The 22,486-nt window shown below is 52.7% G+C and carries 23 protein-coding genes and 3 tRNA genes; 10 read left to right on the plus strand and 16 right to left on the minus strand.

Annotated elements, in window-relative coordinates; translation table 11 throughout:
• The first annotated feature begins 9 nt into the window (after positions 1-9).
• Positions 10-426 carry a cysteine desulfuration protein SufE gene (gene sufE / locus ACXIZX_RS07990; protein WP_008102979.1) on the plus strand — a complete coding sequence of 139 codons (417 nt, stop codon included), beginning with the start codon at positions 10-12 and terminating at the stop codon, positions 424-426.
• A gap of 61 nt (positions 427-487) precedes the next feature.
• Positions 488-1,465 (plus strand): L,D-transpeptidase family protein, encoded by a 978-nt coding sequence (locus ACXIZX_RS07995; protein WP_154194138.1) that lies wholly within the window; start codon positions 488-490, stop codon positions 1,463-1,465.
• Between the two features lie 73 nt (positions 1,466-1,538).
• Here ACXIZX_RS07995 and ACXIZX_RS08000 read toward each other — a convergent pair whose 3' ends face one another.
• The 6 genes from ACXIZX_RS08000 to ACXIZX_RS08025 form a co-directional block, all read right to left on the minus strand.
• The gene (locus tag ACXIZX_RS08000; RefSeq protein ID WP_007892735.1) at positions 1,539-1,775 is read right to left on the minus strand and encodes a major outer membrane lipoprotein; all 237 of its coding nucleotides are present in this window, start codon (positions 1,773-1,775) and stop codon (positions 1,539-1,541) included.
• 304 nt (positions 1,776-2,079) lie between these two features.
• Positions 2,080-3,492, minus strand: coding sequence for a pyruvate kinase PykF (pykF, locus tag ACXIZX_RS08005; RefSeq protein WP_061716691.1), 1,413 nt, complete (start codon positions 3,490-3,492; stop codon positions 2,080-2,082).
• Between the two features lie 342 nt (positions 3,493-3,834).
• Positions 3,835-3,911 (minus strand) — tRNA-Val (locus ACXIZX_RS08010).
• A gap of 19 nt (positions 3,912-3,930) precedes the next feature.
• Positions 3,931-4,007 (minus strand) — tRNA-Val (locus tag ACXIZX_RS08015).
• A gap of 3 nt (positions 4,008-4,010) precedes the next feature.
• Positions 4,011-4,087: transfer RNA gene (locus tag ACXIZX_RS08020), tRNA-Val, on the minus strand.
• A gap of 134 nt (positions 4,088-4,221) precedes the next feature.
• Complete coding sequence (locus ACXIZX_RS08025) at positions 4,222-5,595, minus strand: MATE family efflux transporter (RefSeq protein ID WP_179451122.1); 1,374 nt, start codon at positions 5,593-5,595, stop codon at positions 4,222-4,224.
• A 198-nt stretch (positions 5,596-5,793) separates the two neighbouring features.
• Between ACXIZX_RS08025 and ACXIZX_RS08030 the strand changes: the two genes are divergently transcribed.
• Positions 5,794-6,438, plus strand: a complete 645-nt coding sequence (locus tag ACXIZX_RS08030; protein ID WP_479403900.1) for a riboflavin synthase subunit alpha — start codon at positions 5,794-5,796, stop codon at positions 6,436-6,438.
• Positions 6,439-6,487: 49 nt separating this feature from the next.
• Here ACXIZX_RS08030 and cfa read toward each other — a convergent pair whose 3' ends face one another.
• Complete coding sequence (gene cfa, locus ACXIZX_RS08035; protein ID WP_008110314.1) at positions 6,488-7,636, minus strand: cyclopropane fatty acyl phospholipid synthase; 1,149 nt, start codon at positions 7,634-7,636, stop codon at positions 6,488-6,490.
• A gap of 311 nt (positions 7,637-7,947) precedes the next feature.
• The gene (punC, locus tag ACXIZX_RS08040) at positions 7,948-9,150 is read right to left on the minus strand and encodes a purine nucleoside transporter PunC (protein WP_258144994.1); all 1,203 of its coding nucleotides are present in this window, start codon (positions 9,148-9,150) and stop codon (positions 7,948-7,950) included.
• A gap of 110 nt (positions 9,151-9,260) precedes the next feature.
• On the opposite strand from punC, the gene punR reads away from it, so the two are divergent.
• Positions 9,261-10,172 carry a DNA-binding transcriptional activator PunR gene (gene punR, locus ACXIZX_RS08045; RefSeq protein WP_479403901.1) on the plus strand — a complete coding sequence of 304 codons (912 nt, stop codon included), beginning with the start codon at positions 9,261-9,263 and terminating at the stop codon, positions 10,170-10,172.
• Here punR and purR read toward each other — a convergent pair.
• The gene (purR, locus tag ACXIZX_RS08050) at positions 10,169-11,194 is read right to left on the minus strand and encodes an HTH-type transcriptional repressor PurR (protein WP_479403902.1); all 1,026 of its coding nucleotides are present in this window, start codon (positions 11,192-11,194) and stop codon (positions 10,169-10,171) included. The genes punR and purR overlap by 4 nt on opposite strands.
• A gap of 273 nt (positions 11,195-11,467) precedes the next feature.
• Here purR and cydH point away from each other — a divergent pair, with 273 nt between their 5' ends.
• Positions 11,468-11,557, plus strand: coding sequence for a cytochrome bd-I oxidase subunit CydH (gene cydH / locus ACXIZX_RS08055; RefSeq protein ID WP_007892756.1), 90 nt, complete (start codon positions 11,468-11,470; stop codon positions 11,555-11,557).
• 56 nt (positions 11,558-11,613) lie between these two features.
• On the opposite strand, the gene ACXIZX_RS08060 is transcribed toward cydH, so the two are convergent.
• The gene (locus ACXIZX_RS08060) at positions 11,614-12,405 is read right to left on the minus strand and encodes a C40 family peptidase (protein ID WP_479403903.1); all 792 of its coding nucleotides are present in this window, start codon (positions 12,403-12,405) and stop codon (positions 11,614-11,616) included.
• Between the two features lie 364 nt (positions 12,406-12,769).
• Here ACXIZX_RS08060 and ACXIZX_RS08065 point away from each other — a divergent pair, with 364 nt between their 5' ends.
• Positions 12,770-13,105 (plus strand): Grx4 family monothiol glutaredoxin, encoded by a 336-nt coding sequence (locus tag ACXIZX_RS08065; RefSeq protein ID WP_175501675.1) that lies wholly within the window; start codon positions 12,770-12,772, stop codon positions 13,103-13,105.
• A gap of 35 nt (positions 13,106-13,140) precedes the next feature.
• Here the strand turns inward: ACXIZX_RS08065 and rnt are convergent, their stop codons facing one another.
• The 5 genes from rnt to eptA form a co-directional block, all read right to left on the minus strand.
• A complete protein-coding gene (gene rnt / locus ACXIZX_RS08070; protein ID WP_061716684.1) occupies positions 13,141-13,809 on the minus strand; it encodes a ribonuclease T in 669 nt (222 codons plus the stop codon).
• A 107-nt stretch (positions 13,810-13,916) separates the two neighbouring features.
• Positions 13,917-14,324 (minus strand): lactoylglutathione lyase, encoded by a 408-nt coding sequence (gene gloA / locus ACXIZX_RS08075; RefSeq protein ID WP_007892766.1) that lies wholly within the window; start codon positions 14,322-14,324, stop codon positions 13,917-13,919.
• A gap of 101 nt (positions 14,325-14,425) precedes the next feature.
• Positions 14,426-15,523 carry an alkene reductase gene (gene nemA, locus ACXIZX_RS08080; RefSeq protein ID WP_277966037.1) on the minus strand — a complete coding sequence of 366 codons (1,098 nt, stop codon included), beginning with the start codon at positions 15,521-15,523 and terminating at the stop codon, positions 14,426-14,428.
• 50 nt (positions 15,524-15,573) lie between these two features.
• Positions 15,574-16,170, minus strand: coding sequence for a TetR/AcrR family transcriptional regulator (locus ACXIZX_RS08085; protein WP_479403904.1), 597 nt, complete (start codon positions 16,168-16,170; stop codon positions 15,574-15,576).
• 39 nt (positions 16,171-16,209) lie between these two features.
• Positions 16,210-17,847 (minus strand): phosphoethanolamine transferase EptA, encoded by a 1,638-nt coding sequence (eptA, locus tag ACXIZX_RS08090; protein WP_479403905.1) that lies wholly within the window; start codon positions 17,845-17,847, stop codon positions 16,210-16,212.
• A 228-nt stretch (positions 17,848-18,075) separates the two neighbouring features.
• On the opposite strand from eptA, the gene ACXIZX_RS08095 reads away from it, so the two are divergent.
• From ACXIZX_RS08095 to ACXIZX_RS08110, 4 genes are all read left to right on the plus strand, one after another.
• A complete protein-coding gene (locus ACXIZX_RS08095) occupies positions 18,076-18,315 on the plus strand; it encodes a DUF1289 domain-containing protein (RefSeq protein WP_008110296.1) in 240 nt (79 codons plus the stop codon).
• Between the two features lie 72 nt (positions 18,316-18,387).
• A complete protein-coding gene (locus ACXIZX_RS08100) occupies positions 18,388-19,284 on the plus strand; it encodes an aldo/keto reductase (protein ID WP_479403906.1) in 897 nt (298 codons plus the stop codon).
• A gap of 80 nt (positions 19,285-19,364) precedes the next feature.
• A complete protein-coding gene (gene sodC / locus ACXIZX_RS08105) occupies positions 19,365-19,883 on the plus strand; it encodes a superoxide dismutase [Cu-Zn] SodC (RefSeq protein WP_479403907.1) in 519 nt (172 codons plus the stop codon).
• A 130-nt stretch (positions 19,884-20,013) separates the two neighbouring features.
• Positions 20,014-20,481, plus strand: a complete 468-nt coding sequence (locus ACXIZX_RS08110; protein WP_479403908.1) for a hypothetical protein — start codon at positions 20,014-20,016, stop codon at positions 20,479-20,481.
• Here ACXIZX_RS08110 and ACXIZX_RS08115 read toward each other — a convergent pair whose 3' ends face one another.
• A complete protein-coding gene (locus tag ACXIZX_RS08115) occupies positions 20,482-22,482 on the minus strand; it encodes an FUSC family protein (RefSeq protein WP_265296895.1) in 2,001 nt (666 codons plus the stop codon).
• Positions 22,483-22,486 lie beyond the last annotated feature (4 nt).

The following is a 22,486-nucleotide window of genomic DNA, read 5'->3' on the forward strand; positions in this document are numbered from 1 at the left end:
GAGTGATTCATGGCGAATTTGCCAGATAAAGAGAGACTGGTTCGTAACTTTAATCGTTGCGCTAACTGGGAAGAGAAGTACCTCTACATCATTGAACTCGGTGGGAAATTACCAGAATCCTCCGAAAGCTTACAGCAGCCAGAACACGTGATTTCAGGCTGTCAGAGCCAGGTGTGGATACGCATGACCCCGCAGGCCGATGGCACCATCGCCTTCGAAGGTGACAGTGATGCCGCCATCGTTAAAGGGTTGATTGCAGTGGTGTTTAGCCTGTATCAGGGGCTTAAGGCGCCAGAGATTCTCGATCTCGATGTGCGTCACTGGTTCGGCGAATTAGCGCTGACCTCACATCTCACTCCCTCGCGTTCACAGGGTCTGGAAGCCATGATCCGGGCGATCCGGCATAACGCTCAGACCCTCAGCTAAGTTACACTCTCCAGACCCCGGCTTGACCGGGGTCTGTTCTATCCGACAAAGAGAAAATTGCATGAAACCAGCCTTACGTTTAGCCGGTGCATTGCTGTTGTCCTGTTGCGGACTCTCTGCACCTGCATTTGCTACGGAATATCCCCTACCAGCCGATAACAGCCGTTTAATTGGCGAGAATACCTTAACCACCGTGCCGGATGACAAACGGCCGCTGGAGAGCATTGCCGCGCGTTATAAGATAGGCATGCTCGGCATGCTGGAAGCGAATCCAGGCGTTGATCCCTGGCTGCCAAAGGCCGGCACACAATTAACCGTGCCGCTGCAGATGTTGCTTCCTGATGCGCCACGCGAAGGTATCGTGATTAACCTTGCGGAACTGCGACTCTACTACTATCCGAAAGGTGAAGATCGTGTGGTGGTCTATCCGATTGGTATCGGCCAATTGGGTGCCATGACGCCAACCATGGTTACCAGCATCAGCCAGAAAATCCCTAATCCTACCTGGACGCCAACCACTAATATCCGCAAGCGCTATGCCAAAGAGGGCATCACTTTGCCGGGCGTGGTGCCCGCCGGGCCAGATAACCCGATGGGGCTGTTTGCGATGCGTCTGGCGCGCGGTACCGGACAGTATCTGATTCATGGTACCAATGCTGACTTTGGTATTGGTATGCGCGTAAGCTCTGGCTGCATTCGCCTGCGACCGGATGATATTGAAGCGCTGTTCAATAGCGTGCCGAAAGGAACGCGCGTGCAGGTCATCAACCAACCGATCAAATATGCCATTGAGCCCGACGGTAAGCGCTACGTTGAAGTGCATCAGCCGTTATCGCGCAACGATAAGGACGATCCACAAACTATGCCAATTGCGCAGTCTGCGCAGCTGAAAGCCTTCTCGAAGAGTGAGAAGAGCGATACCGCGTTGATAAAGGAAGTGATAGCCCGACGTTCAGGAATGCCGGTGTTAGTGAGCAGCGGTGAGCCGGTAACTAATCAGAGTGCTGAAGCTGTAGGTGAAGCAGTAGCGCAACCCTAATTCGGACCAGAGAAACGCAGAATCAGAACAAAAAAAATGGTGCCACATGGGCACCATTTTTCAACCAGTACTCTTACTTACGGTAAGAGTGAGCCTGGTTGTCCAGACGCTGGTTAGCGCGAGCTGCGTCATCTTTAGCAGCCTGAACGTCAGAACGGATTGCGTTCACGTCGTTGCTCAGCTGATCAACTTTAGCGTTCAGAGTCTGAACGTCTGAAGACAGTTGGTCGATTTTAGCGTTGCTTGAGCAACCAGCCAGCATAGTTGAAGCCAGGATTACAGCGCCCAGTACCAGTTTAGTGCGATTCATTCTTTATACCCTCTAGATTGAGTTAATCTCCATGTAGCGTTACAAGTATTACACAAAGCTTTTTGAGTTGAGAATAAATTTTTGATGAGAACATGCTTAATTTTGATCGTTCGCTCAAAGAAACAGCATTTCACAGAAGAAGATGAAAATAATTAGCTAAAACAGAGAGATTTAATCGGACTAACCTTAATCATACGAGATTTTGAATAGTTAATTTCGATTGGAAATTTCTGGTTTTTGTATTACATCAGCAATAAAAAAAGCGCCTAAAAAAGGCGCTTTTTAATAAAAATTCAGTTGCTAATCAGATTACATGTACAGAAGCGGTGTTTGTCGTTCCGCTTGGTACTAATGCGCCTGAAACCATTACCACAACATCGCCTTTCTGCGCATATCCGCTTTCCAGCGCCATTTCTTTACCAATGCGATAGAAATCATCAGTTGAGGCAATTTCTGTCACCAGATGGGTTTCGATACCTTTGCTCAGAATCAGCTGACGCGCGGTGGTTTCGTTGGTGGTGAGCGCCAGAATGGTGGCATCCGGGAAATACTTACGGATGGCTTTGGCTGATTTACCGCCTTCGGTAGCTACAACAATCAGTGGTGCTTCCAGCTTCTCTGCAGTCTCAACGGCACCTCGGCACACTGCTTCGGTGATGCGCAGCTTGCGTGAGTCTTGCAGTGAATCGATGCGGGATTTCATCACGCGATCGGTGCGCTCACAGATGGTCGCCATGATGGTGACCGACTCCAGCGGATAACGGCCTTTCGCGCTCTCACCAGACAGCATCACCGCATCGGTACCATCGAGAATGGCGTTAGCCACGTCGCCGGCTTCTGCGCGGGTAGGGCGCGGGTTTTTGATCATTGAATCCAGCATCTGCGTGGCGGTGATCACCACTTTGCGGGCTTTATTACATTTTTTGATCATCATCTTCTGCGCGAAGATTACTTCTTCAACCGGGATCTCAACGCCGAGGTCGCCACGCGCAACCATGATGCCGTCTGACGCTTCAAGGATCTCGTCGAAGTTGTTCAGGCCTTCCTGGTTCTCGATTTTCGAGATGATCTGAATGTGTTCGCCGCCGTGCGCTTTCAGGTGCTCACGGATTTCCAGCACGTCAGAACGCTTACGGATAAATGAAGCGGCGACGAAATCAACGTTCTGCTCGCAACCAAAGATCAGGTCGCGCTTATCTTTTTCCGCCAGTGCAGGCAGCTGAATGGAGACACCTGGCAGGTTAACGCCTTTGTTCTCACCCAGATCGCCGTTGTTCAGGACATTACAGACCACTGAGTTCTCAGTGACTTCAGTCACCTGCATACCGATCAAGCCATCGTCGACCAGCACGGTGTTACCAATTTTCAGGTCTTCAGTGAAACCGGCGTAGGTCACGGCAACACGTTCGCTGTTACCAATTACCGACTGATCGGTAGTGAAAGTGAAGGTCTGGCCGGCTTTCAACGACACATCGTTGCCGCCTTCCAGTTTCATGGTACGAATTTCCGGACCTTTGGTGTCCAGCAGAATAGCGGCCTGACGACCGGTTTTTTCCATAACAGCACGCATGTTGGTGATGCGTTGGCCGTGTTCAGCGTAATCCCCGTGCGAGAAGTTCAGGCGCATCACGTTCATGCCCGCTTCCAGCAGTTGGGTCAGCATCTCTTCAGATTCGGTTTTTGGACCGATAGTACAAACGATTTTGGTCTTTTTCATGTCAGGTTTTCTATAAGTTGTGATGGATGATAAAGGTCGGGATTCGATGCGCATGGCACCGAAGTGAGAATATTTATGGTGTTGGAACGGATTTCACAGAAATAAGAATAGGAGACGAAAGCAAAGCGTGCAGAGAAGTTATGCAGTACGCGAGGGAACTGAGTGATCAGTGTTGCGCAAATCATTGGAGTTGTTTGCATAGGCACGTTAGCGCTGAAACCTTTCAGGTGGAACAACGCGGCATAGTATAGTCGCTAAGTATGCGAAAACCAATATAAAAGCGGCGTGATAAAGACGATGCAGATCAAGAAAAAGGTGTTGCGCAAGGAGATAAAACCAGAGTGGTGCGCTCTAATGGACTCGAACCATCGACCCCCACCATGTCAAGGTGGTGCTCTAACCAACTGAGCTAAGAGCGCATGCAGAATATTCAATAATTGGTGCGTCCGAGTGGACTCGAACCACCGACCCCCACCATGTCAAGGTGGTGCTCTAACCAACTGAGCTACGGACGCACTTGGTGCGCTCTAATGGACTCGAACCATCGACCCCCACCATGTCAAGGTGGTGCTCTAACCAACTGAGCTAAGAGCGCAACACGCTGTCAGGGCGACAGCGGGGACGAATATTAACGGCAGGCTGTGATGCTGGCAAGGGGAAAAAGTGTTTTTCCCCTACGACTGACCAGCAACTGTGCTATGCGTCGTTTTTTTCGCCGTTACCAGCCACTTAGCGCGCGGCGCGCGCTAAAATCACTTGCGCAGGCAGGCGCTGCAAACGACGGATGCGCCAAATCATCATCACTGCTGCGGAGGTCAGGCCGATAATAAAGCCACACCAGAAACCGGCGGGACCGAGTTTTGGCAATACCCAATCCGTCATCGCCAGTACATAACCCACCGGCAAACCCAGCACCCAATACGCGATAAAAGTAATGAAGAAGATCGAGCGCGTGTCTTTATATCCTCGCAAGATACCGCTGCCAATCACCTGAATCGAATCTGAGAACTGATAGATTGCCGCCAGCAGCATCAGTTGCGCCGCAAGGGTAATGACTTCAGGATTTGCGGTATAAAGCGCGGCGATATCATGACGGAAGATCACGGTAAAGAGCGCGGTGATGGCCGCCATGCTGATGCCGACGCCTTGCCCAGTCCACGCGGCAACGCGCGCCTGTTCGGCTGAACCTTGTCCGAGTCGATAGCCAACACGAATGGTGGTGGCCACGCCGAGCGACAACGGCAACACGAACATCAACGAACTGAAGTTGAGCGCAATCTGGTGCCCGGCCACTTTGACGATGCCGAGTGGTGATACTAGAAGCGCAACCACGGCAAACAGTGTCACCTCAAAGAACAGCGCCAACGCCACTGGCAAACCCAGCGTGAACAGGCGTGACAAGATTGCGCGTGACGGCGCGGACCAGCGCGTTTTCATGCGGATATCGCGCATGCTTGCCATGCGTTTCACCCAGAAGCGCATTACCAGGAACATCACCCAATATACCGATGCCGTCGCCACACCGCAGCCGACGCCGCCTAAGGCCGGCATACCGAAATGCCCGTAAATGAAGACATAGTTGAGCGGAATGTTCACCATCAGTCCGAGAAAGCCGAGCAGCATCGCCGGTTTGGTTTTCGACAAACCTTCACACTGGTTGCGCATCACCTGGAACAACAGATATCCCGGTGCGCCCCACAGCAACGCATGCAGGTATCCTTCGGCTTTGGCGGCCAATTCAGGATCGATGTCATGCATGGTGTTAATCAGATAACCGGCATTCCACAGCACCACCATAATCAGTAGCGCAACGGCAATTGCCATCCAGTATCCCTGGCGCACTTGTTCCGCGATACGTTCGCGTCGTCCTGAACCGTTGAGTTGCGCAACGGTAGGCGTCAAAGCCAGTAGAAGACCATGACCAAACAGAATGGCGGGAAGCCAGATAGAGGTGCCGACAGCAACGGCGGCCATATCCGTGGCGCTTACCGCACCGGCCATAACAGTATCTACAAATCCCATCGCCGTCTGGGCCACCTGAGCAAGGATGACCGGGATCGCGAGGGCCAGCAATTGACGCGCTTCTGTAAAATACTTCTGCACGTTACACCTGCTTAATTAAAGAAGAGAGCGGGGCTAAATCCCCAAAGAATGCGCGGCATAGTGTAGCGGCAGCGCTGGCTTCCGCCAAACGTTGATCGCATTTTGTTTAGCAATTTGTGTAAAGTTGGAACTCCGCCAAATTAAGCTGCCGCCAACAAGCTGTGATAAACTGACGCAAAATTTGCAGAGGCTGAGATTATGTTTACTGGAATTGTGCAAGGCACGGCAGAAATTGTCGGCATTGAAGAGAAAGATCTGTTTCGAACCCATATTGTGCGCTTACCGGAGGATCTGTTACCGGGACTGGCGCTTGGCGCATCGGTGGCACACAACGGCTGCTGCCTGACCGTAACCGAGATTAACGGCGATTTGGTCAGCTTCGATCTGATTAAAGAAACACTGCGCATTACCAACCTGGGTGAATTAAAGGTGGGGGATGTGGTGAATATTGAGCGTGCAGCGAAGTTCAGTGATGAAATTGGCGGCCATTTAATGTCTGGCCATATTATGACCACGGCGGAAATCTGCAAAATCATCCAGTCTGAAAACAACCGCGAAATCTGGTTTAAATTACAGGACGCCACGCAGATCAAATATATTCTGCACAAAGGTTTCGTGGGTATCGATGGAATTAGTTTGACCGTTGGCGACGTGACGAAAAGCAAATTCTGTGTGCATTTGATTCCGGAAACGCTGGAGCGCACCACTTTAGGCGCGAAGAAGTTTGGTCATAAGGTCAATATTGAGATTGATCCGCATACGCAGGCCATTGTGGAAACGGTTGAGCGCGTATTAGCGCAGCGTGAAGCCGCTGCACTGGCGCAGATTGCTGGCGCAGAATAATACCGTTAAAAAAGGCGCCATGCGGCGCCTTGATTCATTTGAAAGCTTATTAACGCGCAACGCGTAAACCGCCATCCTTGCCACGACTGAATACTACCTGCCACAGCTGAATATCACGGGCACGAAACGCACCGGCGCAGGCGTTGAGATAATAGTCGAACATTCGTTTAAAACGTTCGCCATATTTCTCAGCCAGCTGCGGCCACGCCGCCTGAAAACGTTCATACCATGCCATTAACGTCGTATCGTAATCTGCGCCAAAGTTATGCCAATCTTCCATGACGAAATGTGGCTCACTGGCGTCAGCGATTTGACGCACTGACGGCAAACAACCGTTCGGGAAGATATATTTATCAATCCACGGATCGACATTCATATCTGTGGTGAGGGCGCCAATGGTGTGCAGCAAAAATATGCCGTCTGGTTTGAGGTTGCGGTCAGCAACATCAAAATAAGTGGCATAGTTTTTCGGCCCGACATGTTCAAACATACCGACAGAAACGATGCGATCATATTGATTATTCAGGTCGCGATAGTCCTGAAGTAATATAGTCACATCCAGTCCTTCACAGCGTTGTTGTGCCAGTTTTTGTTGCTCAGCTGAAATAGTCACGCCATGCACCGTGACGCCATAATGGCGCGCGGCGTATTCTGCCAGTCCACCCCAGCCACAACCGATATCCAACAACGTCATGCCCGGTTCAAGTTGCAACTTGCGGCAAATCATATCCAGTTTGGCTTGCTGCGCGTTTTCCAGGGTATCAGCATCTTTCCAGTAGCCGCAGGAATATTGCATATAAGGATCAAGCATCAGTGAGAATAGATCATTACCAAGGTCGTAATGCTCTTTACCCACAATCCAGGCGCGTTTTTTTGATTGCAAATTAGTGAGACGCGCGGCGGCGATGCGCAACGTATCTTTAAAATGCCGGGGTAATTGTTTATCCAGATGGTGTTTTAAAACGCGATGGAAGAACATATCTAGCTGTTCGCACTCCCACCAACCATCCATGTAACTTTCACCTAATCCGAGCGATCCTTCCTCAAGAACGCGTTTAAAAAAATCTGGATGCTTTACCTGAATATCCCAGGGACGAGTGCCATTAACTGCAATATCAGCCCGCTCTAGCAGTTCATTGACGATCCGATACCAGTGGTTTTCTTCAAGGCTCACTTCTTCTATAACAGATGAACTCATAGCTTCTCCATCACCTTCCGATCTGAACCTGAGAAAAAGAATAGCCAATTTCCCAAGACCTGTGAGAGAACTCACGGAAAATCCGTGCGCCAGAAATCCGACGTTGTACGACGTAGTACAGAGGTATGAATTTGAGCAGAAAAGTGGGTCGCCGCACCGGATAATGTGCAGACGCCATCCCGCGACAGTGTCGCTAAAGGTATTACATTTATATTATTGATTTAATACAGAATTACTGACCCACAGAGTATATGCTCACGTGGGTCAATATTCAACGGGTTATCGTTAGTTTGCTAACGAAAATCATTGAGTCAGAGATTATCTTCGCAGGGACGGGAAGTGTGGGCAATATCACTTTGTGCGTTTAGCGATCGCTGGCAGACAAAGCCCGCCCACGCCAGTACCACGGTGGCGACCATCACTAACGTGGTGTTGAACAACGCCTGTTCAAGGCCGGCGGAGACCAGCAGGCTGGCAACAAAGCATAATCCTAACTGGAATAAGTTCTGTAATCCTGCGGCTTTACCGGTGGCGTGCGGGAAGGGCGCTAATGCGCTAGCAACCACAATCGGATAGATCGCACCATTGGCCAGCGCCATGCCGCAGAAGGGCATCAACAATACAAACAGCGGCGCTGAGGGCATCAGGGCGATGACAAACAAACTCAGGATGCTCAGGCTATACAACACCAGCAACCACGGCAGCAGTTGCGCGCCCTGATAACGATTTAACAGCGTGCGGCAGCCAAAGCCACCAATCAGAAATGCAATGGTCTGCGGAATATAGCTCAGGCCAATATCGCCCGGCGTCAGGCCAGCAGCGGCGAGAATGAAAGGTGATCCCGTCAGCCAGGCGAAAAAGCTCGCCGAACACGCCGAGTAGATCAAGACGTTACCGCTGTAAACGCGGGTGCCCAGCAAGGTCAACCATCCAGGTTGTTTGCCTGCCGCAACTTTCTCGCGCTTAGGCGAGGTTAACTGCAGCGTACCGATCAGCAACACCACGGCAACCAGCGTCAATGTGATAAAGATGCTGCGCCAGTGGAAGTGGCCGATAAGCCAGGCGCCGAGCAGCGGTGCCAGCGCCGGAGACAGCGCAACCAGCGGCATAATTGTCGCAAACACTTTATTGGCTTTGGCTTTTGGATAGTGATCCACCACCAGCGCCTGCCAGCTCACGGCAGCAGCACACACGCCAATCGCCTGCACAAAACGCAGCGCCAGCATCAGGCGGACATCGGTCACCCAAAGCATCCCCAGACAACCAAGGGCGAAGATGGCTAAACCGGCCAGCAAAATTGGTTTACGCCCGTAACGATCTGACAGCGGCCCCCAAAATACCTGGGCACAGGCGAAACCGCCGAGAAACAGACTCAGGCTGGCGCTAATGGTGCCAGGTGCGCTAGCGAAATCACGCTGCATATCGCCAAAGGCAGGTAAATACATATCCGTGGCAAGAAAGCCGAGCATGCTGAGCACGGCAAGATAAGGCATAAATGCTTTAGACGACAACATGTTGATTCTCTTTTGGGCAGGTTGAACGCCGGGGAGTGTAAAAGGATGCAACGCGCTTTGTGAAACGCTAATATTTGCATAGTGCTGTTAAATTTTTTGAAGGCAAAATTATGTGGTCAGAATATGCGCTTGAAGTGGTGGATGCGGTGGCGCGCACTGGGAGTTTTAGTGCGGCAGCGCAGGAGCTGCATCGTGTGCCTTCTGCCGTCAGCTATACCGTACGACAGCTGGAAACCTGGCTGGCAGTGCCGCTGTTTGAGCGTCAGCACCGCGAAGTGGTGATGACACCCGCGGGCGAGCATTTTGTGCGTGAAGGGCGATCTGTTATCAAAAAAATGCTGGCAACCCGTCGACAGTGTCAGCAACTGGCAAATGGCTGGCGTGGGGAGCTAAGTATCGCGGTTGACTGCATTGTTAAACCGCAGCGCACGCGGCAGTTAGTGAAGGATTTCTATCGCCATTTTCCCGATATGGAGCTGATTATCAGCTACGAAGTGTTCAACGGCGTATGGGATGCATTGGCTGATGGCCGGGTTGATGTGGCTATTGGCGCAACCCAGGCGATTCCGGTGGGCGGACGTTTTGCCTTTCAGGATATGGGCGCACTGAACTGGCGTTGTGTAGTGAGTCCCGATCATCCACTGGTTAACAGCAGGGAGCTGGATGATGAAACATTGCGGGCATGGCCATCGCTGGTGCTGGAAGATACCTCGCGTGCGTTGCCGCGCCGTATGACATGGACGCTGGATAATCAGCGACGTCTGGTGGTACCAGAATGGGAAACCGGAATGGATTGTTTGCTGGCAGGATTGTGCGTTGGAATGGTGCCGGGCCATCTGGCACGTCCGCTGCTGGATAGCCATAAACTGGTCGAACTGGCACTGCCGCAGGCCTTTCCGGACAGTCCGTGCTGCGTCAGCTGGTCAGAACAGCGCGCGTCACCGGCGCTGGAGTGGTTACTGGCTTATCTCGGGGATGCCGAAACGCTGAACCACGAATGGCTCAGCGAAGTGTCTGCTTAGCGGCGATAGTCGCGGAACGGACCGTACGCCACCGAACGGCGCTCAATCAGCGTTGGCTGAACCTCAATGGTTTGCGGATCTTCACGCTTGCTGGTGATGCGATCCAGTAGCATTTCCAGCGCTTTTTCACCCAGTTCGGCTTTTGGCTGATGCACGGTGGTCAGCGCTGGCGTGAAATAGCGCGCGTTGCGCACGTTATCGTAGCCGATGACCGAGATATCCTGCGGTACGCGCAAGCCCATCTCATCAGCAGCGCAAATCGCGCCCATCGCCATAATATCGCCGCCGCAGAACACCGCCGTTGGGCGCTGTTTCTGATTTAAAATCTGCTGCATCGCCTGATAGCCCGATTCAGGCTCAAAGTCGCCCTGAACTACCCATTCAGGACGCACCGTAATGTCCGCTTCGTTCATTGCCTGCAGGAAGCCAGCGTGACGGCCGCCGCCGGTGTTGCGCTCCATCTGGCCGGGAATGGCACCGATATCGCGATGACCGCGTTCAATCAGATAACGCCCGGCGAGATAGCCGCCCTGAAACGCATTGTCCTGCACGGTATCGGTGAAGTCACCGCGCGATGCACCCCAATCCATCACCACCATGGGAATGTTGCGGTTCTCTTCCAGCATCTGTAGCAAATCGTCTGGATACTCAGAACACATCACCAGCAAGCCATCGACGCGCTTTTGCGCCATCATTGACAGGTAAGCACGTTGCTTTTGCAGATCGTTATGCGCGTTGCCGAGAATCAGCGTGTAGCCGCGTTCGAAACAACGGTTCTCCACCGCTTCGATAATTTCAGCGAAATAGGGCGCTTCGCTGGAGGTCGCCAGCAAACCTAAGGTTTTGGTGTGATTAACTTTGAGACTACGCGCCACGGCACTGGGCGAGTAGTGTAATTCTTTGATCGCTTCCCATACGGCGTTACGCGTCTCTTCCGCAACGAAACGCGTTTTGTTGATGACATGCGAAACCGTGGTGGTTGAGACACCCGCGCGTTTTGCGACATCTTTAATTGTTGCCATGAAAATGGTACTCCTGGGCTTATCGCAACTTACTGATAAGTATATTGTTAAACGTTTGCGTCTGCTAATGCTTTTATAGCCCAAAAAGCAGGCGAAATGGTGTGTTTTAGCAGGCGAAATCACTTCATCACGCTGTAAATACAGCATGCGCAAAATCTGTTGCGCAACGAAAGGCGGCGATTCTAGCAAGCTGGCGCGGATAACACGAGATTTTTGCCCATTGCTGTGCGAAAATCGCTTTAACCCTAATAATTGTGTGACTAAGGAGTTGTAATGAATACCGACCTGAAGCTGGCGCTAATGACCACTGTTGGCGCACTGTTGATGATTATCGCCTTCAGCTTTACCGCGATCATGCATTAACAAAAAAGCCGGAGCTGAGAACAGCATCCGGCTTTTTTATGATTGTTGCGCAACAGCTAGCGAATAGTTTTTGGCGTCATCATACGACGCGCGCCCACATAGTGTTTTTGCCAGTAATCCTCACCCAATACGCTAATCTGAATATCTTTGCCGGTACGCGGCGACTGAATGAATTTCCCGTTGCCGAGATACACGCCAACATGATCGGCAGTGCCGCGATTATTGATGCGGAAGAACACCAGATCACCTTTCTCCAGCATTTCACGCTTAATCGGTGCCGCATCGCGCAGGTGATACATCTCATTGGCGGTGCGCGGGAATTTGAATTTCACCAGATCTTTATAGGCGTACCACACTAAGCCGCTGCAGTCGAAACCGGTGTGTGGCGAAGTGCCGCCCCACTGATAAGGTTTGCCGAGTTGGCCCATTAATTTGGTCATCGCCGTTTCACGCGCCTTTTGATAACGCTGGCGGTGCGCCTTACTCATTTTGATGCCGGTCAGCGCTAATGCTTCATCATCGACGGCGATCTCAGGTGTTTTCTTCGCTAAACGTTGATGACCGTATTTCTTAGCAGAGAGTTTCAGCGGGGATTTTTTGCTGGTGGTTTTATGCAGCGCAGTTTCTGTTTTGGTCTGTTTTTTGAGTTTGAATTTTTGAACAGCAGTCAGGCGCGATTTTTTGGTGGTGGTTTTCACCGGGCGTCGTTTGCGGCGCTCGTCTTCACGTGCGCTCTTTTTCTCTGCTTTAAGCGAACTGGCATTAACGGGCGCATGCGGAGATGCAGCAGCCACATTAAAAAACAGTTGGGCGAAAGCCAGTATGAAAAGCGTTATTAGTAGACGCATAATCCGGTTACAGGTTAAGCAGGCTGAATGAAAGCAGACTGCGTTAAAGTGAGAGAAATCTGATCAAGCGATCAGCGCCGAGGCAATTCTAATCCACTTTTTTTCCAAAAGGTAAGGCCTTTTTCCATTAATATGTTACCAGATTGATTCTGTAGCAAAAATGAGCTATTTCAGCTGGTTAACGCAGCGAAACTATTGCTAATTATTAATTTATTAATGCCAATTAATGATATGAAAATGTTATTTGTCATGCGTTAACTTAACAAACATGGCGATTAGCCAGTGCAAACGCAAAATCCCGTTTTCAGTCCGGGAGCGAAATCGCTACAATAAACAAACACGAAGTAGAAGATTAAGGAAGGCAATAATGAGTACTGTTGAAAAAATTCAGCGTCAGATCGCAGAAAACCCGATTCTGCTGTACATGAAAGGTTCTCCAAAGCTGCCAAGCTGCGGTTTCTCGGCGCAAGCCGTGCAGGCGCTTTCTGCGTGTGGCGAGCGTTTCGCATACGTGGACATTCTGCAGAACCCGGACATTCGCGCTGAAATGCCAAAATACGCTAACTGGCCAACCTTCCCGCAGCTGTGGGTCGATGGTGAACTGGTCGGCGGCTGCGACATCATCGTTGAGATGTTCCAGCGCGGTGAACTTCAGCCACTGCTGAAAGAGACCGCTGAGAAGTATAAAGAAGCGGAATAATGCAGAAGGCCGACAAATGTCGGCCTTTTCTTTGCTTACTCGACAGACGCGTCGTCTGCGGGTTCTTCACTGAAAGCCAGCGGCCAGCCGCCCAGGCGTTTCCAGCGGTTCACCAACTCACAAAACAGCGTCGCGGTTTGCTCGGTGTCATACAGCGCCGAATGCGCTTGCGTACTATCAAACTCCATTCCCGCCGCTTTACAGGCTTTCGCCAGCACGGTTTGCCCCAGCACTAAACCACTTAACGCTGCGGTATCAAAGGTGGCAAAAGGGTGGAACGGATTGCGCTTCAGGCTGGCGCGCTCTGCGGCCGCCATCACGAAGTTGAGATCGAAAGTGGCATTGTGCGCCACGATAATGGCGCGATTGCAGCCGCTATCTTTGGTGCCTTTGCGCACCATTTTAAAAATCGCATGCAGCGCTTCGTATTCGCTTACCGCACCACGCAGCGGATTGGTGGGATCGATGCCGGTAAACGCCAGCGCCGCAGGATTCAGAATGGCGCCTTCAAACGGTTCCACATGGAAGTGCAGCGTTTCATCGCGGTGCAACCAGCCGTCTTCATCCATTTTCAGCGTTATGGCTGCAATTTCCAGCAGTGCATCGGTTTGTGCATTGAAACCTGCGGTTTCAACGTCGATCACAACAGGATAAAAACCGCGGAAGCGTTGGTGGAGAGCGTTTAAAGCGTTCGATTCAGACATCAGGATCTCATGGCAATAAATAGGGCAGCGCGCATTATGGCAAAAATCGCAGGAGGGTGCAGCAGGAGAGGGAAGTCAGCCTGCAAATAGCAGGCTGACCAGCAACCTTAGTTGCCTAAGCCGTGACCGGCATGTTTGTTTTCAATCAGTTCGATCTTGTAACCGTCTGGATCTTCGACAAACGCAATAATGGTAGAACCGCCTTTTACCGGGCCCGCTTCACGCGTCACGTTGCCGCCCGCGCTGCGAATGCGTTCGCAGGTGTCAGCCACGTTGTCCACGCCCAGCGCGATATGGCCGTAAGCGTTGCCGAGATCGTATTTATCCACGCCCCAGTTGTAAGTCAGCTCAATCACCGCGCCTTCGCTCTCTTCGGTGTAGCCAACGAATGCCAGCGTGTATTTGTACTCGGTGTTTTCGCTCTGACGCAGCACGCGCATGCCGAGCACGCGGGTGTAGAAATCGATAGAACGTTGCAAATCGCCAACGCGTAACATGGTGTGAAGTAAACGCATAACATCCTCTTTTTTAAAACGTCATCAGTGAATGACAAGACAACTAAGTATACACACTGATGAAACAACGCTGCCGCCTATCCGACGCGGCAGCCATTTTCTTACAGGGTTGGATAATCGGTGTAACCTTCCGCGCCGCCGCCGTAGAAGCTCTCAGGACGCTGCGGATTGAGTGGCGCATCTTGCTGCAAACGAGCAACCAGATCCGGGTTAGCGATAAAGTCGCGACCAAACGCCACCGCGTCAATCAGGCCGCGTGCAATCAGATCATCTGCTTTCTCAACGGTGTAAGCACCGGCACCGATAATCACGCCCGGGAACAGCGCACGCACTTTCTCACGGAATGCATCGCTATAAGGCTGTCCGCCTGCCCAGTCTGGCTCAGAAAGGTGCAGATAGGCGATGCCGCGCTTGCCCAACTCGGCGATGTACCACAATGCCGCTTTCTCTTCTTCCGGGCCATTTTCCAGATTCTGGAAGGCACCGATTGGCGAAACGCGGATACCGATACGATTGGCAGACCAGTTAGCAATCGCCGCATCAACCACTTCCAGCGCGAAACGACCACGTTTCTCAATCGAACCGCCGTACTCATCGCTACGCTGGTTTGAGCCGGGTGCGAGGAACTGATGCATCAGGTAACCGTGCGCTGAGTGCAGTTCCAGCAGGTCGAAGTCGGCTTCGCGCGCATTGGCGGCGGCCTGGCCAAAATCTTTGACGATTTGCTGAATTTCAGCCACTGACAGCTCGCGCGGTACTGAGGTGTCTTCACGATAGACAGAACCATCCGCAGCGCGCAGGGAAGTGCGCGTACCTGCCGCTAGCGCGGTCGGTGCGACCGGCGCTTTGCCTTCTGGCTGCACGCTATTATGAGAAATGCGACCGGTGTGCCACAGCTGCACGGCGCTGTGACCGTTAGCGGCATGAATGCCTTCGTTAATCATTTTCCACGCGGCAATTTGCTGCTGTGTGTGCAGACCCGGCGCACCGGCATAGCCTTTCGCCTGGAAAGAGATCTGGGTGGCTTCGGTGATGATCAAACCGGCACTGGCGCGCTGCTGATAATATTCAGCCATCAGCGGCGTCGGAATATCGCCCGGCTCAATGCTGCGCAGGCGCGTCAACGGGGCCATAAAAATGCGGTTCGGTACGGTAATCGCGCCCACTTTGAGTGGGGAGAACAGCTGCTTACTCGCCATATTGATTGCTCCAGGAAGACCGGTCGTCTAGTAACGACGATTTTTAAAAATCAGTGACTTATCAGCCACTGTTCGATGGTTTCGAGCGCCAGACTAATCGGACCCGGCTCTCGGGAAATCTTGCTCTGCAAACTGGCCCCGAGCCACAACAAGTAGCAGCGCTGCGCCAGTTGCTGCGGTGTTTGCCCAAACGGCAGCGGCTGCTCAGCGGCTACCTCAGTCAAACAGCGCGTGTAGGCAGCGATGATGGCATTGGCGCCTTGTTGCAGGGCATCGCGCATGGGTTCGGAGAGATCGCACACTTCGGCTGACAATTTCACGCCAAGGCAGCCAACAATATGACCTTGCTCGATAAACAGCCTTTCGCCGTAGCGGAAATGCGCTAACAGGCGTTCGCTCGGCGGTAAACCGGGCAGATTCAGCTGCTGATCAATCTGTTGCTGGAAGTTGGCGAAGTAGCGCTCAATCAGCGCCACGCCAAAGGCCTCTTTCGAACCGAAATAGTGGTAGAACGAGCCTTTAGTGACTTCCGCCAGCGCCAGCATCTCGATCAATCCCATGCCGGTAAAGCCGCGCTGTAAACAAACCTGCTCGCCAATAGCGAGCAGATGTTCACGAGTGTCGTTGCGTTGCAGAGTCTTATTCATGGGTCGCAGGTTATTAGACCAGTCAGTCTAGCGCAACCCTCAGGTGGCGGTTTGGCACGATCTGTTCATATCCAACTGCGGTTGATACTGCTGAGTCTGGATATTGAACATACCTAAAAGCGTATGGAAAAGATTATCTTGCGATACCTTTGCATCGGCAGCTTGCTGGCGCAAACAGGCTTCATTGATGTGATTCGCCGCCGCGTAACCCGGTGACATCCACATCAGCAGAGGAATGTGTGTTTGCTGTGAGGGCGCAAACATATAAGGCGCACCGTGCAGATACATCCCGCGCTCGCCAAGCGATTCGCCGTGATCGGAGAGATAGACCAGCGCCACATTGAAGCGATCGCTCAGGCCTTTGAGCTTATCGATGGTGCGGCTCAGCATGGCGTCGGTATACAGCAGCGAGTTATCGTAGGTATTTACCAATGCCTGATGATCGCAATCCTGAATCTGTTTGCTGTCGCAGGTGGGCGTAAAACGGCGGAACTCAGCCGGATAACGCTGATAATAGGCCGGACCGTGGCTGCCCATTTGATGCAGTACAATAATGCCGTCGTTGTGCAGACTATCAATATAGTTATCAAGACGATGCAGCAACACATCATCCTGGCAAAACCCATCGTGACAATATTGCGGCAGTTTCCACTGTGTCATGTCGGTGTGCGGCACGCGGTCGCAGGCGCCTTTGCAACCACCATCGTTTTCGCGCCACAGCACGCTCACGCCGGCATGCGCCAGGATATCAAGCACGCCTTCCTGGTGGTGCGCCAGATTCGCGTCGTAATGCACGCGTGGCATATTGGAGAACATGCAGGGCACCGATATAGCGGTTTCTGTGCCACAGGAAATGGCGTTGGGATAGTAAATGACCTGCTGTTTTTTCAGCTCCGGATTGGTGTCACGCGCGTAGCCACCCAGCGAAAAATTCTCGGCACGCGCCGTTTCACCCACCACTAACACCACCAGCGTTTTCTTGGTTGCTGCGGAGATTAATGGGCCTTTGTGGGCATCCTCGCCAATCTTTACCAATTCCTGACTACCTTGCAGATAACGTTGATCGACATAGTGGCCAGTACCGCTAACCACGTTGGCCGGAGTAATCATCTTGATCAGGTTTTTATTGTTGCGAATCAGCGAGGCGTAATCTTTGTAAAACAGCGCCGCCATCAGCAATATGAGTAATATTGCGCCCAGTGCGCCCGTCAGGCGTTGCAGCAGATTCCACCACCAGCGCGTGCCGTTATTGATGCGCACGCCGCAAATCAGCGCCACCGGCACCATCCCCATCAACAGCATCCAGAGTAGATAGCGACTGCTGATCAGCGCACCGGCTTCCTGCGGGTCGGATTCAAAGACGTTTTGAATCATATTGGTGTCGATCACCGTGCCAAAACTGTGCATGAAGTAATTGGCGGCGGCGCTAACCAATACCAGCGCAATTAGCAACGGTTTGCGCAGATAAGGCCAGGCGGCTAGCGAGAAGAGAAAATAGAACGCCGAGGCGAGCACCAGCGGAATACTGGCGGCGAACAGATAATCGTGGACGTGATCGTAAGGGATCATTTCCCAGGCGCGCAGCAAGAAAAGGGCATTCAGGACTAATGCGAAAAACAGGGCGGCAATAAGATTAAATCCGTTGGTGCCGCACTGAAAGGTGATCGGGAATCTCATGAAAACTCAACGGTAAGAGGTAATGTGACAATCGTATGAAGACAAGATGAGGAAAACCTTAACGAAGATTAAACGTAAGCAATCCAAATCCTTTAAATGCTGGCTTTTTGGTAAACAGGCGTAACGAAATGCCGCGATGGCTTGATTATGCGCAATGCCCGTATACTCTTTGCACAATGTCATTAAGCTGTTATCAATGTGATTTGAGATGTTAATTGCGGAGTGCATGTGGCCGAGCAACTAGAGTTCTTCCCCGTTCCCAGCCCGTGTCGTGGCATTTGCCAGAGTGACGCGCGTGGCTATTGTCGTGGCTGTTTACGCAGCCGGGAAGAGCGCTTTAACTGGATGAAATTCAGCGATGCGCAAAAGCGCGATGTGCTGCGCTTGTGCCGGCAACGCTTTTTGCGCCTGCAGCGCCAGCAAAAAGTCGATGAAGATCATGATCCACAACAACCGGAACTGTTTTAAGAAAACGACGATTTGCCTTTCCGTTATACTCCCGCTTTCGTTATCTGGAATCGTGTTTAGGGGAGTTTAACCATGTTACAACCGCAGGCTATTTCACCGCAGGGACCGTCCTTTTCACCGCTGATTGCCGGTTACTGGCGTTTAATGGAGTGGGGCATGACGCCGCAGCAAGTGGTGCAGTTTATTGAGCACCATTTAGCGCTGGGCATTACCACTGTCGATCATGCTGATATCTACGGCGATTACCAGTGTGAAGCCGCCTTTGGTGCAGCACTGCGCCTCACGCCAGGTTTGCGTGAAAAGCTGCAAATCGTCACTAAATGCGGCATTGCGACGCGCGCCAAACCCGAACACCGCATTGGTCACTACATCACCGAAGCCAGCCACATTCTGCACAGCGCCGAGAACTCGCTGCGCCATTTCAATACCGATTACCTCGATTTGCTGCTGATTCATCGTCCGGACCCGTTGATGGACGCGGATGAAATTGCCGAAGCGTTTACGGCGTTGCATCAGAGCGGCAAAGTGCGCCATTTTGGCGTCTCTAACTTCACTGCGTCTCAGTTCACGCTGCTGCAATCGCGTTTGCCATTTAGTCTGGTCACTAATCAACTGGAAATCTCCCCGCTGGAGCAAACGTCGCTGCTGGATGGCTCGCTCGATCAGTGCCAGCAGAACCGTATCCGCCCAATGGCGTGGTCCTGCCTCGGCGGCGGTCGCGTGTTTAACGATCCACACTATCAGCCGTTGCGCGATGAGCTGGAGCAGGTGAAGCAGGAGATTGGCGCCAGCAATATCGAGCAAGTGGTGTATGCATGGGTGATGAAGCTGCCAAGCCGTCCGCTGCCGATTATTGGATCAGGCAAAATTGAACGTGTGAAAGAAGCGGTTGGCGCCTGCCAGTTAACCCTCGATCGCCAGCAATGGTTCCGCATCCGCAAAGCCGCCATCGGCTACGATGTGCCCTAAAGCGTAAAGCTGCGTCAAATTACGGCAGCCTGGATGAAAGCAGTCCAGGCTTACAGGGAATCTAACCGTAAGGAGACGTTATGAAGAAAACCCTCATTGTTATGCTGGCTCTGGCTTGCGCCGCAGGCGCGCAGGCGGCGTCAGAAGAAGTCACGCTGCACGAAACCACCGCGCAAGGAATTGGGGCGGCAATTGGCAAAGTCACTATCAGCGAAAAGCCGTACGGTGTGCAATTTACGCCAGCGTTAAGTGGCCTGAAGCCGGGCGTTCATGGTTTCCACGTGCATGCTAAAGGCAGCTGTGAACCGGGCGAGTCGGACGGAAAAACGGTGGCGGCCGGTGCGGCGGGCGGACATCTCGATCCGCAAAAAACCGGCAAGCATCTTGGCCCGTACGCCGATGGTCACCTTGGCGACTTGCCCGCGTTGTTTGTAACCGAAGATGGCAAGGCGACTTATCCGGTGGTTGCGCCACGCATCAAATCCCTGAGTGAAATCAAAGGAAAAGCCCTGATGGTGCATGTGGGCGGCGATAATCATGCCGACCATCCGCAACCGCTCGGCGGCGGCGGGGCGCGTTTTGCCTGCGGCGTAATTTAATCTCCTGGGCGGCAGCAGCTTGTCGCCCTGATTTCCTTACTTTGAAAAAAATTGACCCATTTTCTTGCTACTCTCAGCGGTTTTTCCGTCCTATGATATTGATTCAGGAATAAAACCTTCAGGGGCAGGAATGAAAGCGCGTGGGATGATGTTGTTATGTTTATTGCTGGTGGGATGCGATCAACCCAACGACACACAGCTGCGTTTAGATGCCAGTCGACAACTGCAACGCACCATCGATACCAACCCGCTGCGTGTTGAGTGTGAAAAGATTGCGCGTGGGCGTGAATGGCTGACACAGCACACCCTCCACCGTCTGGAAGCCAAAGGCTGCGAAAACGTTCTGCGCAGCGCCACCGAAACCAACTTCACCCACAGCGAAACTTATCGTCATGCGATGACGGTGGTATGCGGTGGCATTCAGGGTAAAAGTTTCACCGGCACCACCTTGTATCGACGTTTTATCTACTCTTCAGAAGAGAAGGCGCTGGTGATTGAACCGATGTCCGATCAGGACAAAACCCGCTTCGAAGGACAGAAATCGCTGCAGCAGTTGCAGGACGATTTTAATCGCCAGACCACGCAATATTGTCAGTGATTAATCCGGCACCGCCTGCGCCAACTGGGCGAGTGAGCAGCGCAGGCGCCACAAAATACCCGCCAGCGTATTGGCTTCGCTCTCCGCTTGCTGCTGCAGCTGGTTAATCATGGTTTCCAGCTCATCCAGCGTGGCCTGCAACGCGGTGTGATGCACGCCGCGCAGGCTCATAATCCGTTGTAGATCCTGCAGGCTGCTATCGCGCATTTGCCCCAGCGTTGCCGACGTCGGCTGCCATTCGCGCAGCTGCCAGACGATGTGAGAACAGTTGAGTAGTACCACGCCCCAGCGCAGCAGCCAAACACGCGCCTGCTCGTCACGACTGTTACTCAGCTGACTAATGTGATGATAAATCTGCGATTCAAAGTGGCTTTCGCTCAGACGCGGATGACGGCGTAGCTGATCGAGAAATGCATGGCGCAAGGCGCGAATATGCCGACGACTGCGACGCGCATCGGAACTGGGACGCAGCACCTGAAACGCCAGCCACGCCAGCAGTACGCCGCACACCTTGGCGATATTGTCATTGAGGAAGCTTTGGTAATCCCAGTCGGGCGGATTGGTGACGGCGATAAAGGATCCCATAAAAACAATGAATTGCCCCCACATTCCCGCACGTTTCTTCTGCTGCAGTTTAAACAACTGCAAGGTGAGCAGCAGCGGAAACAGCACCAGCAAAAATTGCCACAGCGCGCTGATTTGCACCATCAAACCGAACTGCAGCACAAAACTAAACAGCGACAGCCACAGCAAGGTCTTCAGTAATAGCGATACGCTGCCGCTCGGCGAAGGTGCGGAAGAGTAAAGCACGCACGCGATGGCGGTGAGCGTTAGGGCGGCGGCGCCGGAATCCCATTGCGTGGTGATCCAAAAGGCGCAGCCCAGCATGATGACGCTAAAAGTGCGCAGGGCGCTCCAGCCGGCTTCTGCGCTGTCGCTTTCGCGCGCCAGCGATGGCGCATACGGCGGCTGAAAACGGGTATCGGCATCGGCGCGTTCAATCAGGCGAATCCAGCGATTGACGTTGAGATAGACCCAGCAGAAATAACGCAGGCGCTGAACGAATGCGCGTTGGCGGTAATCACCGGTTGCTGATGGCGTGATGCCGCGCAAAATCAGCGCCAACCGGTATTTATCGCAGTGCGGCTGCGCCAATTCGTGAAGCAGTTTTGCCATGGCATCGTAAAGTTCAGGCGGCGCATCGGGCCAGTTCAGCAACATGCGGCGCAGACTGGAGAGCACGCTGGTCAGACGCAGCTGCTGATGCAGCACATAGTTCAGCACGTTGTTCTGACGGCGGAAGCGATAGTGGCTCCAGAACGCCTGAATGCGCAGCAAGTTCATGGTGAGAATCTGGCTAATGACATTCTCATGGGCGGTGCGCACGTTATCGGTGCTGCCTTGCTGCAGTAATAACACCGCATGATCCAGCAAACGCGCGTGCATCTGACGCAGTGAACTCATCAGTGCATTGCCATCCGAGGTGCTGGGCAGAATCATCATCATCAATCCGGCGCAAAGAATGCCGGAGATCACTTCGCACACGCGCGCTTGCGCGATATCCCATAGCTGAGTGACATCAGTGATATTGACGCTGCTAAAGGCAATGATGGCGGCGGTATATCCCGCCAGCGAAAACGCGTAGGCCACGTTGTTTTGGTAGTGATTGGCGATCCAGGTGCAGAACGCCAGCCAACCGGCCATGAAAAAGGCAAACAGCCAGGGCTCGTTTAGCGTGTGTCCGGCAATCAGCAGCGCGGCGCTGGCACCGAGCAAACTGCCAACGATACGCCCCAGACTTTTACTGATGGCGCCGCCGACGGTCGGGAAACTCACCACCGCTGCCGAGGTCATGGCCCAGTATGGTTCATCGAGTTGCAGCGCATAGGCGATGGTCAAGGCGAGACACATCGCAATGCCATTCCGCAGCGCATAGCGCCACTCGCCCCAGCTTGCTTTTATCCACGGCAGATTTTGCCAGGCCAGCCACTGAAAATTCATCACA

It is taken from the genome of Candidatus Pantoea symbiotica, assembly GCF_056491525.1.

Coding starts and splice junctions, on each gene's coding strand:
- sufE (WP_008102979.1), top strand. CDS start 10: ATGGCGAATTTGCCAGATAAAGAGAGACTGGTTCGTAACTTTAATCGT.
- ACXIZX_RS07995 (WP_154194138.1), top strand. CDS start 488: ATGAAACCAGCCTTACGTTTAGCCGGTGCATTGCTGTTGTCCTGTTGC.
- ACXIZX_RS08000 (WP_007892735.1), bottom strand. CDS start 1,775: ATGAATCGCACTAAACTGGTACTGGGCGCTGTAATCCTGGCTTCAACT.
- pykF (WP_061716691.1), bottom strand. CDS start 3,492: ATGAAAAAGACCAAAATCGTTTGTACTATCGGTCCAAAAACCGAATCT.
- ACXIZX_RS08030 (WP_479403900.1), top strand. CDS start 5,794: ATGTTTACTGGAATTGTGCAAGGCACGGCAGAAATTGTCGGCATTGAA.
- cfa (WP_008110314.1), bottom strand. CDS start 7,636: ATGAGTTCATCTGTTATAGAAGAAGTGAGCCTTGAAGAAAACCACTGG.
- punC (WP_258144994.1), bottom strand. CDS start 9,150: ATGTTGTCGTCTAAAGCATTTATGCCTTATCTTGCCGTGCTCAGCATG.
- punR (WP_479403901.1), top strand. CDS start 9,261: ATGTGGTCAGAATATGCGCTTGAAGTGGTGGATGCGGTGGCGCGCACT.
- purR (WP_479403902.1), bottom strand. CDS start 11,194: ATGGCAACAATTAAAGATGTCGCAAAACGCGCGGGTGTCTCAACCACC.
- cydH (WP_007892756.1), top strand. CDS start 11,468: ATGAATACCGACCTGAAGCTGGCGCTAATGACCACTGTTGGCGCACTG.
- ACXIZX_RS08060 (WP_479403903.1), bottom strand. CDS start 12,405: ATGCGTCTACTAATAACGCTTTTCATACTGGCTTTCGCCCAACTGTTT.
- rnt (WP_061716684.1), bottom strand. CDS start 13,809: ATGTCTGAATCGAACGCTTTAAACGCTCTCCACCAACGCTTCCGCGGT.
- gloA (WP_007892766.1), bottom strand. CDS start 14,324: ATGCGTTTACTTCACACCATGTTACGCGTTGGCGATTTGCAACGTTCT.
- nemA (WP_277966037.1), bottom strand. CDS start 15,523: ATGGCGAGTAAGCAGCTGTTCTCCCCACTCAAAGTGGGCGCGATTACC.
- ACXIZX_RS08085 (WP_479403904.1), bottom strand. CDS start 16,170: ATGAATAAGACTCTGCAACGCAACGACACTCGTGAACATCTGCTCGCT.
- eptA (WP_479403905.1), bottom strand. CDS start 17,847: ATGAGATTCCCGATCACCTTTCAGTGCGGCACCAACGGATTTAATCTT.
- ACXIZX_RS08100 (WP_479403906.1), top strand. CDS start 18,388: ATGTTACAACCGCAGGCTATTTCACCGCAGGGACCGTCCTTTTCACCG.
- sodC (WP_479403907.1), top strand. CDS start 19,365: ATGAAGAAAACCCTCATTGTTATGCTGGCTCTGGCTTGCGCCGCAGGC.
- ACXIZX_RS08110 (WP_479403908.1), top strand. CDS start 20,014: ATGAAAGCGCGTGGGATGATGTTGTTATGTTTATTGCTGGTGGGATGC.
- ACXIZX_RS08115 (WP_265296895.1), bottom strand. CDS start 22,482: ATGAATTTTCAGTGGCTGGCCTGGCAAAATCTGCCGTGGATAAAAGCA.